Here is an 11,815-nt window from a genome sequence, read left to right as displayed (position 1 = left end):
GCGCCCGAGGACGGCCGCGCCTGGGCCGCAATCCGACCAGCGCCTTCAGGCGCCGTCGGGGCGGAAGCCTTTGTAGAGCGTGAGCGCGAGGGCGGTGCGGTCGCGGAGGCCGAGCTTGCGCAGCAGCGCCGAGACGTGGTTCTTCACGGTGCCCTCGGCGAGCACGAGGGCGGCCGCGATCTCCCTGTTGTTCCGCCCTTCGGCCACCAGCTCGGCGACCACCCGCTCGCTCCGCGTGAGCAGCGTCAGCGGGCTCTCGCCGGTGCGACCCGGCTGGACGGCCGGCCGGGCGACGCGCGGATCGATCACCATCCCGCCGGCGATCACCGCGTCGAGGGCCACGACGAGACCCTCCACCGAGGTGTCCTTCAGGAGGAATCCGGAAGCGCCGGCCGAGAGGGCCGCCTGCACGAGCGCGTCGTCGTCGAAGGTCGTCAGAAGGAGGACGGGCAGACGCGGATGGAGCTGCGCACACTCGGCGGCGAGCTCCACGCCGCCCATGACCGGCATCCGCGCGTCGGTGACGACGACGTCCACCTCCGTCGTGCGCAGAATGTGCAGAGCAGCCTGTCCGTTCTCGGCCTGGGCCGAGACCACGACACCCTCGACCGTCGAGAGGAGCATGACCAGCCCACGGCGGATCATCTGCTGGTCCTCCACCAGCAGCACTCGCCTCGGTGTCGTCTCCGTCACGAGGCGCGGCTCTCCCGTTCCCCGTCGGCGCCTCCGAGAGGGATCGAGAGGCGCAGGAGGAACCGGTCGCCGATGCGCCGCGCCGTCAACCGACCTCCGCGAGCCGTCGCGCGATCGTCGAGGCCGCGCAGCCCGAACCCCAGCACAGGCTCGCCGTCGCTGATCCCGTTGCTCCTTCCCGCGCCGATGTCGCTGAGCAGCGAGAGCTCGAGCCGGACGTCGTCCGTCTCGATATCGATGCGGACTCTGCGGGCAGCGCCGTGCCGCAGAGCGTTCGTCAGCCCTTCCTGCACGCCTCGGTAGACGACGAGCGCGGTCTCATCGTCGCTGGTGAGCACACGGTCCGACGCCTCGTCGCCGACCACATCCACGGTCACGCCCGTGCCGCGGAAGGACTCCGCGATCAACTCCAGCGCAGCCAGGCCGCGGGCGCCCGCGTCCCGGAAGGGACTGAGCGCTCGTACCCACATCCGCATGTCCGCGAGAGCCTCGCTCGACGTGGATCGGGCGGTGCGGACCTCGGCCCACGCCTGCTCGGCATCGGCGGAGCGCAGGCGATCAGCGAGCTCGAGACTCATCGAGACGAGGGTCAGCTTGTACCCGAGGCCGTCGTGGAGCTCGCGTGCGCTCCGGGCGCGCTCGTCCGACAGCAGCAGCTCCTTCTCCGTCTCGGAGGCGCGATGCAACCGCCTGATCACACGCTGGTCGGCGGATCGCTCGCTCTCGAAGCCGCGAAGAGAGAGTCCCAGGGCGATCCCGAAGCACATCAGCACGGCCACGGGCACCACGTTGAGCAGACCGTCGAGCACTCCGGAGAGCAGCGCCCTCCCCGAGCCGACGGCGCCCCCGACATGGAGGGCCAGTCCGACGGAGGCGATCCAGATCATCGCGTGCGCCCCTGCGCGGAGCGAGACGTCGACCACCGCGAACGCCACGACGAGGAGGAGGACCGGGATCGTGAAATCGAGCCGGCCGAAGACGACGACCGGCGTCGCCGCGACGATGGACACCGTCGTCACGGCGACCCCGTGTCCCGCTCGGATCAGTCGGGGCCGGACGGCCCAGAGCCCGGCGATCACAGGCACCAGCGCGAGCCATGTGACCGCGACCGCTGCACCCGTGCCTCTCTGCGCGGAGTCCACGACGCCCAGGATCCCTGCCAGGACGAGGCAGCACAGGGCGATCGCCTGAAGTGCGATGACGGTCCTGTCCACGGTGCTCGACAGGGACGGCGCGACCGCGACCCGCTCGTGTCCTGCCGCTGACGGCGCAGAGATCTCCGCCGCCGTCTCCGGAGTTGAGCCCATGTCGACAACTGTAGCTCCGACTCCGGGATGCCGACCCGTGACCGCAGTCACGCCCTCACCGTGACTCCGGTCATCCTCATCCGTGACTTCGGCGGGAGGTGGTCGACTGCGGACCTTCCTAGCCTCGAAGTCAGCGCCGGGAGCCGCATCCCGCACCGCGAGACAAGTCGGACAGGAAAGGGAAGCGATGCCGCTCGACCTCGAATATCTCCGGTACTGCCGCCCGGGCAACCCGTTCTACGCGGTCGCCGAGGAGGGGGACGACATCGATGGCGACGCCTTCGACGTCGCGTCCTTCGCTCCGGAGGACTGGCAGGTGAGGGAGTCGCGGCCGTGGCGGAACTGGATGCCGGACGGTTGCCTCCTCCCTCGTCAGGGATGGAAGCTCCACCTCTCGTCGACACTCGATGACGCGGAGAAGGTCCTCGCCGCGGCTGCACGCTACTGCTTCGCCTCCCGACTGCCTTTCAAGCATCTCTCGACCACCTCTCACCTTCTGATGCAGAACGGCAAGTACGCCGATCGAGCGGGAGCTGGGAAGTTCATCACCGTGTATCCCGGTTCGGACGACGAGTTCGCCCGAGCGCTCGAGGACCTCGACGTCCGTCTTCGCGGGTTCAGAGGCCCGTACGTACTGTCCGACCGGCGGTGGAAGTCCGGGCCTGTGCACTTCCGTTACGGCGCCTTCGTCCCGTCCGAGACGGAGAGCGGCTTCGTCTCGACGGTGCTCGACCCGGACGGGAACGAGGTGGAGGACGTCCGGCGGCCGACGTTCACACCTCCCCCGTGGGCTTCACTACCGGAGTCCGTCACTGTCGGGGCGGAGAACGAGGAAGAGGTCGCCTTCGGCTTCACGATGCTCTCAGCGCTGCACTTCTCGAACGGTGGTGGTGTCTATCTCGCTGAAGCGACGACCGACGAATTCGTGCCGATCGGGACGATCGTGGTCCTCAAGGAGGCGCGCCCGCACGCCGGGTTGGACGCCGACGGAGTCGACGCCGTGACTCGCCTGGCTCATGAGGAGGAGGTGCTCGTCGATCTGCAGTCCCTGGACTGCGTACCCGTCTTCTACGGATCCTTCACGGCCTGGGAGCACCGATACCTGGTCATGGAGCACATCGAGGGGAACGATCTGAAGCGCGAATGGATGACGAGGACTCCGCTGCTCCGACCAGCACCGTGGCGCGTCGGTGACCCTGCATACACCTCCTGGCTGACCACGACCGTCGCTCGCCTCGACGTTGCTCTCGCCTCCGTGCACCGCGCAGGATGGCTGCTCGGCGACATCCACCCGAAGAACGTCATCATGCGGAACGGCACGCACCCGTGCTTCCTCGACTTCGAGTTCGCGCATCGAATGGATCCGGAGTGGCGTTGTCGCGAGGGAGCGCCCGGCTACGAGCCCCTGGAAGGCCTGAAGAGGACGGAAGCGGACGAGTGGTCGCTCGGCATCCTCGAACTCGATCTCCTCTTCCCCCAAGCGACGATCGCCGACCAGGGCAACGTCGCGAAGATCGAGCAGCTCCTCCGAGCAGCCGCAGACGATCTCGCGGTTCCGCCCGCCGTGCTGCGGTCGATCAGGACCTCCACCCTCGACGTACTCCCCGCCTCCGGTCAGAGGTCGATCGACGAAGACGTCGGTCGACTCGCCGCCCTCTCGGACGACCAGCTGCGCGGCCAGATCGCCCGCGGTGTCGCATCGGTGCTTCAGTGGACGGACGACTCGCCGGTCGTTCCCGGAGACATCCCTGTCCTCGCCCGCGACAGCGCGGACCACCGTGCCGGATTCCCCTACGGCGCGGCTGGAGTCGTCGCTGTCTTAGGACGATCCGGAGATGTCGACCTCGAGGCCGCCGATCACTGGCTCGCCGCTCGCGTGGCCCAGGTGCGGTCGCGTGGTCTCTGCGGACGCGAGGGAATTCGCTACGCGGCTCGCCAGGCAGGACTCGCGCGCACACTCGAGGTCCTCGACCGCAGGCCCTCGGCCGCCCCTTCAGGTCCGACGCTGTGGTCGGGGTGGGCCGGTGCAGGGCTCGCCGAGCTCGCAGACGGAGGGGACCCGTCGGAGGCGGCCCACCATCTCACCACGCTGCTCGATGAGGACGTCCGAGGAGCCTCCGTCGGCCTCCTGCACGGATGGTCTGCGGCCGCGATCCTGTTCGCCCGACTCCACGAAGCCACTGGCGACGACTTGTACATCACGCTCGCGATACGAGCCGTCGACGCCGATCTGGCGCGCTGTGCGATCACCCGGAACAACACTCTCGAGTTCGATGAGGGATGGAGGACTCTTCCTTACCTGGGGATCGGCTCGACCGGGCCCGGCCTGGCGATCCTGGAGCTGCGGCGGGTCACGGGCGAGGAGCTCTTCGCCGATCCCCTCGCGTCCATCGACGCCGCCGCGTCCTACCAGCAGTGCGCGCAGGCCTCACTCGCCCACGGTCTGTCCGGATTCCTCGTCTACCTCCGCCGCCGCGTACTGCACCGCCCGAGCGCGGAACTCGAGGAGGTCCTCCGCTCGCACGTCCGGTCGCTGCGCCTGCACGCCGTGCTCGACGACACCGGCGTCTTCTTCCGCGGCAACCAGAACCTCCGACTCTCGTCGGACTACCTGACCGGCTCGCTCGGAGTGCTCGCAGCGCTCGACGAGCTCGAGACCGGACGCTCCGCCCTGCCGTTCGGACTCTGACCGAGTCGGCCCGAGACGAGGAGAGGAGGTGATCACATGAACCGGATCCTCGATTTCCAGACCCTCGAAGGTGAGGCCGACGCGCACGACGCCGCGCGCGTCAGCACCTTCAGCGTCATCTCGCCGTGCCCGGGCTGGCCCAGCTCGATCACGTGGGGCAACTGCTGATAGTCGCTACCGGGCGCCCGCGATCCAGCATGACGTGGATCGCGGGCGTCTCACGAGTAAGACGTCCCCACCTTCGTCGAGGAGAAACGCTCATGATCCCCACCCTCCAGGCTCGAGCCGTCGAGCAGGTCATCACCGTAGGCCGGCAGCGGACGACCGTCCTGCGGGGCTGCGACATCGATCTGGAAGGGGGCGGGCTCACCGCTGTCGTCGGCCGCTCCGGCTCCGGCAAGTCCTCTCTCCTGATGTGCCTCAGCGGACTGGACCGGCCGACGTCCGGCGTCGTCGAGGTCAACGGCCGGGACGTGAACAGGCTGTCAGCGGCCGATCGCGCTCGCATGCTCCGCGCCCAGATCGGGTTCGTGTTCCAGCAGTACAACCTCGTGCCCTTCCTCGATGTCGAGGAGAACATCGCGCTCCCCTTCAGGCTCGACCGATCACCCGTGCCGCACGACCTGATCGGTGGACTCGTGGAATCGTTCGGCCTGCGCGACCGGCGCCGTGCGCCGGCGCGAACGCTCTCGGGAGGTGAGCAGCAGAGGACCGCTCTCTGCCGCGCCCTTGCACGGCGGCCCGGCATCGTCTTCGCCGACGAGCCGACCGGCGCCCTCGACTCGCAGAGCTCGCGGGTCGTCCTGTCGACTCTGAGGACGATGGCGGACGAGGGCCAGATGATCGTGATGGTCACGCACGATCTCGACGCCGCAGCCCTCGCGGACACGGTCGTGGTGATGCACGATGGTCGGACCGTGCGGACGACCGGACGCTGCACCAGCCATGAGCTGCTGAGCATCCTCGAAGAGGCCGGGGCCTGACTCGTGTCCCGTTACGTCGTACGCCTGTTCGCCGACGAGTGGCGCCGATGGTCTCCCGCGATCGCTGTGGTCGCCCTGATGGCGACGCTGATCGGGTTGTGCGTTCAGCAGTTCGCCTGGACCGGCGACCCCGCATTCACCGCCGCTGTCACGGAGGCCGGCGTCGCGCTCGGGGAGTTCCGGATCCTCTCGATCACGATCTACACTGTCGTGGCGCTCGTCGGCTGGGTCGCCCTGACGATCGTCGGCCGAGCGAGCGTTCTGGCCACAGGGCGCACGCACGCGCTCTGGCTCCTGCTGGGCGCCTCCCGAGCCCAGGTGTTCGTCGTCACTCTCCTCGTGCTCGGCATCGTGAGTCTCCTCGGCGCCGGCATCGGAGCGCTCCTCTCGACACTGCTGGCGTTCTGGGCGGTTCCCGCATTCAACGGTGCCGTCTCGTCCGAGGTCGATCTTCCGAGCTTCTCGCTCGCGCCCTGGGCTCCGGTGGTCACGCTGGCGCTCGGCACGCTCACCGCTCTGGCGGGCGGAGTCCTGCCCGCGCGCCGCGCCGCCCGCACGCCGCCGAGCGCCGCGCTGCGTGAAGTCGGGAGCGGTCGACCGGGTACGGCGATGCGCGCGGTGCGGATCGGCTGCGGCATCGCCCTCCTCCTCATCGCCTCCGGCCTTGTCACGGCATCCGCCTCTGCTCGAGAACTCGGAGCGACCGGACCGGCGCCGATGTTCAACCTGGCCGTCGACGTAGGAGGCAGCGTCCTCGTGGCCGTCTACCTCCTCTGCCCGGAGGTGATCGCGCTCGTCTTCCGGGCTCTGCACGCGCTCTCCGCCCGATCGGGTCTCGTCGTCGCGGCTCTCGGAATCCGCGCGGCAGCAGCCCGGGTGCAGGTCAGCACCGCCACGATCGCGCCGCTCACGGCAGGGCTGGGGGCGATCGCCGTGCTCCTGTGCGCGGTGGAGTCCGTCGTCGCCATGACGACGGCGGTCCGGCCCGGGACCCGCGCCGATCTCACCGATGTTCTGACGATCGTCGCAGTCGTAGCCGTGTCGATGCTCGCCACCAGCGCCACTGTCGTCGCTCTCTCTGCGCAGAACCGCGAGCGCGAGATCGCCCTGCTCCAGGCAGCGGGCCTGCAGCGCCGACAGATCATCGGGCTCGTCGTCTCCGAGAGCCTCGCGATGTCCCTCGCCGCTTCCACAGCAGCTGCCGCACCCGTCGCCGCCACCGGCGCGGTCTGCTGGCTCGTCAGTCGCGCAGCACTGGGCGAAGGGGTAGTGATCTGGCCGGTCCCGAGCGTCGTTCTCGGCCTCATCGGCTCGTGGATCGTGCTCTCGCTGATCCTCCTGATTCCCGCGCAGGCTCGGCTTCGCCGTCCCCCTGGACCGAGGTTGCGTGAGCAGGGTGTCTGACGTGATCACGGGTCGCGACGCACTGCCGCCTCGGGTTTCTGCGATCGCCGGACGGCTGCGACATCTCGCAGCTCTGCAGCCGTCGAGCGCAGCCGCGGAGCCGACAGGCCCCCGGCAGGTGCTCCTCCGGGATCCCGACGGGCGCCCCGTGCAGCACACCCTCGTCATCGCACCGCAGGAGTCTCTGGTGCTCTCGCCGGGCGCCGCCGCTTTCGCACTTGTGAGCGATCAGGACGGTGATGAGCATCACCGCATCCGCGTCGCCGTCGCGACCAGGAGCGGAGCCGTCGAGATCGTTCAGGACGAGCGCCCCGTCTCCCCGCGCATCCGATCGTTCTCGGACGGATTCCTCTGGATAAGGCGGAACGACGCGGGTCGGCCCTGGCAGGCGGTCTGGTGGCATCGCAGCCTGACGACTCCCCACGTGCTGCTCGAAGAGCCCGATCAGGCTCGGAGGCTCGATCTGCGCAGCGTCGCCGGGGCGATCGCCGTACTCGCATCGAGAGGGGCGCGCGACTCCCGGTACTGGGTGCTGACCGGAGAGGAGAGCAGTCCCCCGACGTGCCGTCGCCTCGACCTCGGCACGGAGAACGCGGATGTCTCCGCCTGCAGCGGCGGCCTCGCGGTCCTGTATCGACGGCACGGAGTCGTCCGGATGACCGGCTCGACGCGTCCTCTCGAGGTTCCCGTTCCGAAGGCCCTTCAGGCGGAGCACCTGCAGGAGGCCCAGGGTGAGCTCTTCGTACTCGGTCGGTCGTCCGGCAGGAGAGCGGTGTGGCTGCCCGGCGGCGGGGCAGACGCGCTCTGGCTCGCGCCGGCGGCCGGGACCCTTGTTCCCGCCGTCGATCCAATCACCCGCCACCCGATCATGCTCGTCTCCTCCCCTGCTCACCGCGCCCACTGCGTCACCCCTGTACCGGGTAAGGCACTCGCCACCGAGGTCACAGAACGGATGAAGGTCACGTCACTCACTGCGCCGAGCCGGGACGGCACCCTCGTCCCGCTCACCCTGATGACTCCTGACGGCGCCGACAGCTGTCCCGTCGTCGTCCACGTCTACGGCGCCTACGGCATCAGCCTCGAGGGGCCGTTCGATCCCTTCACGGACGACCTCCTCGCGCGCGGAGCCGCGATCGCCTACTGCCATGTCCGCGGGGGCGGAGAGAACGGCCCGGAGTGGCATCGGCAGGCGACCGGCCTCGGCCGCGAGCGCCCGATCGAGGACCTCCTCGCCTGCCTGGCGTTGCTTCGTGAGCTTCCAGGGATCGACTCGCACCGGCTCCTTCTCACCGCGGCGAGCGCGGGCGCGCTGGTCGCTGCGATGGTCTGCCTCCGTCGCCCCGCAGAACTCCGTGGCCTCCACCTCGTGCATCCCTTCCTCGATCCCGTCGGCGCGCTCGATGATCGCTCCGCAGCCGCGGCGGCGTCCGACCGTGAGGAGTTCGGTGACCCTGACTGGATCCTCGCGAGCGGGCTCTCTCCACTCGCGACGATCGCCACAATGGTGGGGCGGAGCCGACCGCTTCCGCGCGCGTGGATTCGAGCCGGTCTCCGCGATGCCCGAGTCGACGCGTCGGCGATCGCGGAATACGCAAGCGCCTACCGGGCAGTGGCTGAGCGCGACGATCCCGCGCACGTCGTCCTCCGTGCGACCTCGGGCGGTCACCTCAGCGGACTGACGCCCGAGGAGTCCCACCAGGAGAACGTCCTCGCTCACGCCTGGACGCTCGACCTCCTCGGCCTGGCCTGACCCGTCGAGCGCAAGGACGAGGGCGATCGTTCCGGCGGGAGCCGATCTCGTCCAGGCGAGAACTGCCCTACGGCGTCACTGGCCGGCACCCGACACCCCGCCCGCCGAGCCGTGCGGCATCGCCACGCACCGCCACAACGAGAACCCGGTGACCGCGGAGGCGTGCTCTCCCGATTCCGTCGCCGCCGGCCCCCACTCCTGCAGCTGTGTGCATCCGTCCGCCACCACGGCCTTCCGCACCGACTCGGTCGGTGGCGCCGAGTTCTTCAGAACCAGCAGAGGCGTGCGTCCTGCCGCGATCATCCCGGCGACGTCCTGCTCGGTGAAGACCCGCGCCTGGCCGGAGTAGCCGCCGTCGGTGAGCACGCTCGCGCCGGTCGCCGTGATGATCGGCGCCGAGATCGCCCAGGAGTCGGTGAGGAACAGGGGCGCTCCGTCCACCCCGCCGCCGGCGGCACGAGCAGCGGCGACCAGTGCGGTCTCGTCGGCGGTCATCGAGTCGTGCCCGCCGACCGCGTCCGGCGACGAGACCGCGAACGGAGCCGAGGTCTCGGCCCTCTGCGGGAAGCGCAGGCCGACGAGCGCGTCCCCGCCCGACCCGTCGAGGGACGCGTCGAGCACCTGGAGGCTGAACGCGATCGGCCCTGCCAGGATCACGACGGCCGCTGCGAGCGCGATCGAACGATGCCGGGCCGCGCCTCTGCTCGCCGCCGCACCGCCCCTACTCCACCGGGCCGCCACCGCGACCACGACGAGCCCTGCTCCGGCGAGCGCCGCGAGCGGCAGGCCCAGCACCGACGGCAGCTGCCCGCCCACGGCGAGCGCCGTGCTCCACGCCGTCTGCCCGACCAGGAGGAGCGGCAGCACCAGCCGCGCGCCGACCCGGGGCGACGCGAGCAGCCGCACCCCCTCCGCCCAGCCCAGCGCGGCGAGGAGCGCCAGCTGCACGCCGATCGCCGCGACGTACGCCATGTGCGGCACCGTCGCCACCGAGAGCACGCCCGCCGCTGTCACCAGCCACACCGCGAGGCAGACCAGGAGGGCGAAGGCACCGCGGGCACCTCCCCGCCTCCCCCGCCGCGGCCACCAGCGCACGGCGCCGAGCACCAGCCCGGCGAGCGCCGCGGGATACAGCCAGCCGACCTGCGTCGCGTACTGCGCCAGCAGCAGCTTGGCCGGCGAAGACCCCGCTGCTCCGCCCATCGTCGCCACGTGGGCGGAAGCGACGACGGCGCCGGGCACCGCTCCCGGGATCAGCCGGTCGAGCCCGTTGAACCCGAACACCATCGCGAAGACGTCGTTCCCCGTCGACCCGTCGATGTAGGGCCGGTCCCCTGCCGGCACCGCCTGCATCGCGACCATCCACGCCACCGAGGCGCCCACCGCGACGGCCAGGAGCCCGCCCGCACAGGCGAGCGCTCGGCGCCACCCGCGCACCCCGACGAGAGTCGCCACCACCAGCGCCGGCAGGACGAACCAGGCCTGCATCATCTTCGCCTGGAAGCCGATCCCGATGGACAGCCCGGTCATCAGCAGCGGCCACCACCGCTCCGTCAGCACCGCGCGCTGCCACCACACCAGCGCCACGGCGAGTGCCGCCGTGAGCAGCCCGTCCTCCATCGGGTGCCCGAACATCGACACGAGGATCGGCGTGCTCGCCGCCGCTGCCGCCGCGACCAGCCCGAGCCCCCGGCCGCCCCACCGGAGCCCGACGACCGAGCACGCCGCGACCGTGATCAGCCCCTCGATCAGCTGCGGCAGCGCGATCGACGACGTCGACATGCCGAACAGCCGGATGCTCAGCGCCTGCGGCACCGCGAACCCCGCCAGCTTGTCCAGCGTCACCGTGGCGGCGGGATCGAAGGCTCCGAACGCCAGCGCGTGCCACGACTCCGACATCGACCGTGCCGCCGCCTCGTAGAAGACGGCGTCTCCGCCCCGGGCGAGATTCCAGCCGGTGAGGGCCGTCGAACCGCACAGGATCGCGAGGAGGGTGAGCCGCGCCCACCAGCGTTCGCGCCACCAGCGGGCGAGCGGAGCGGAGTGGGTCACGTCCACCGACGCTAGGGAGCCGGCCTGCCGCCGCCCTTGCGGGCGGTCGGGGAGACGCCGTGCATGCCGCTCCGGCCTCTCAGTCCGGACGCCGCCGGCACGGCCGACGACCAGGAAGGGTGCCGCGCCGCCCCGGTCACCCTCTAGAGTGCGGACATGCCCCGCTCCATGGCCGACCTCTCCTTCCGCCGCGCCCAGTGGGAGCAGCGCTACGCACCGCACGTGGCTCCCGTGAACCGCTGGGTCGACGAGCTGCGGAACCCCTACGGACGCGGCTGGCTGCCCTACGTCGCGCCCCTGCACGGCGGAGTGGAGGCGCGCGTCCTCAGCGTCCTCCGCGATCCCGGCCCCGCCACTCAGGACGGCATCGGAAGCGGCTTCCTCTGCACCGAGAACGACGACCCGACGGCCGAGCTCATGGCCGGGCTGATGGACGAGGTGGGGCTCGCCCCCGTCGACCTGCTGCCGTGGAACGCCTACCCCTGGTACATCAACCAGGCGCCGAACGCCGAGCAGCTCGACGCCGGCGTCGAGACCGTCCTGCATCTGCTCGCGCTCGCCCCCGACGTCGAGGTGGTCCTCCTGCAGGGCGGCGACGCCGATCACGGCTGGCGGCGCCTCCTCAGGCGGCACCCGGCGATCGAGCGCGAGCGCGGCCTCACGGTGATCCGCACCTTCCACCCGTCGCGACAGGCGCTCTGGGCACGGGATCCCGCCGAGCGGGAGGCGCGCTCCGCCCGACGTCGCGAGGCCTTCGCCGAGGTCGCCGCAGCGCTCCGGTGAGCGGCCCGCAGCATCACGACGAGGCCCGGAAACGACGGAAGCCCTGACGACGACCAGTGGTCTCATCAGGGCTTTCCGTCGGGCTGACAGGATTTGAACCTGCGACCCCTTGACCCCCAGTCAAGTGCGCTACCAAGCTGCGCCACAGCCCGTG

The 11,815-nt window shown here is 70.5% G+C and carries 9 protein-coding genes and 1 tRNA gene; 6 read left to right on the top strand and 4 right to left on the bottom strand.

Annotated elements, in window-relative coordinates:
- Window positions 1–45: 45 nt before the first annotated feature.
- Window positions 46–693 carry a response regulator transcription factor gene (locus tag C5C33_RS11025; protein ID WP_258063688.1) on the bottom strand — a complete coding sequence of 216 codons (648 nt, stop codon included), beginning with the start codon at window positions 691–693 and terminating at the stop codon, window positions 46–48.
- Window positions 690–2,000: a sensor histidine kinase gene (locus tag C5C33_RS11020; RefSeq protein WP_104222531.1), complete on the bottom strand. Its 1,311-nt coding sequence runs from the start codon at window positions 1,998–2,000 to the stop codon at window positions 690–692. Before C5C33_RS11020 ends, C5C33_RS11025 begins: the two co-directional genes overlap by 4 nt.
- A 187-nt stretch (window positions 2,001–2,187) precedes the next feature.
- Here C5C33_RS11020 and lanKC point away from each other — a divergent pair, with 187 nt between their 5' ends.
- The 5 genes from lanKC to C5C33_RS11000 all read left to right on the top strand — a co-directional run bounded on the left by lanKC (window position 2,188) and on the right by C5C33_RS11000 (window position 8,826).
- Window positions 2,188–4,689: a class III lanthionine synthetase LanKC gene (gene lanKC, locus C5C33_RS11015; protein ID WP_104261123.1), complete on the top strand. Its 2,502-nt coding sequence runs from the start codon at window positions 2,188–2,190 to the stop codon at window positions 4,687–4,689.
- 36 nt (window positions 4,690–4,725) lie between these two features.
- A complete protein-coding gene (locus tag C5C33_RS19005; protein WP_258059251.1) occupies window positions 4,726–4,857 on the top strand; it encodes a hypothetical protein in 132 nt (43 codons plus the stop codon).
- 92 nt (window positions 4,858–4,949) lie between these two features.
- On the top strand, window positions 4,950–5,672 hold the full coding sequence (locus tag C5C33_RS11010) for an ABC transporter ATP-binding protein (RefSeq protein ID WP_104225415.1): 723 nt from the start codon (window positions 4,950–4,952) through the stop codon (window positions 5,670–5,672).
- Window positions 5,673–5,675: 3 nt separating this feature from the next.
- A complete protein-coding gene (locus tag C5C33_RS11005; RefSeq protein WP_104222528.1) occupies window positions 5,676–7,076 on the top strand; it encodes an FtsX-like permease family protein in 1,401 nt (466 codons plus the stop codon).
- A 148-nt stretch (window positions 7,077–7,224) separates the two neighbouring features.
- Window positions 7,225–8,826 carry a prolyl oligopeptidase family serine peptidase gene (locus tag C5C33_RS11000; RefSeq protein WP_146085777.1) on the top strand — a complete coding sequence of 534 codons (1,602 nt, stop codon included), beginning with the start codon at window positions 7,225–7,227 and terminating at the stop codon, window positions 8,824–8,826.
- Between the two features lie 75 nt (window positions 8,827–8,901).
- On the opposite strand, the gene C5C33_RS10995 is transcribed toward C5C33_RS11000, so the two are convergent.
- On the bottom strand, window positions 8,902–10,878 hold the full coding sequence (locus tag C5C33_RS10995; RefSeq protein WP_104261121.1) for a glycosyltransferase family 39 protein: 1,977 nt from the start codon (window positions 10,876–10,878) through the stop codon (window positions 8,902–8,904).
- Between the two features lie 156 nt (window positions 10,879–11,034).
- Between C5C33_RS10995 and C5C33_RS19000 the strand changes: the two genes are divergently transcribed.
- Entirely contained in the window at window positions 11,035–11,661 is a 627-nt protein-coding gene (locus tag C5C33_RS19000; protein WP_104247179.1) for a uracil-DNA glycosylase, read from the top strand.
- A 78-nt stretch (window positions 11,662–11,739) separates the two neighbouring features.
- On the opposite strand, the gene C5C33_RS10985 is transcribed toward C5C33_RS19000, so the two are convergent.
- A tRNA-Pro gene (locus C5C33_RS10985) sits at window positions 11,740–11,813 on the bottom strand.
- Window positions 11,814–11,815 lie beyond the last annotated feature (2 nt).

The sequence above is a fragment of the Rathayibacter sp. AY1H3 genome, from assembly GCF_002932015.1.
Note: the sequence above shows the minus strand (reverse complement) of the source record. Positions and strands in the feature narration are given on the sequence as shown.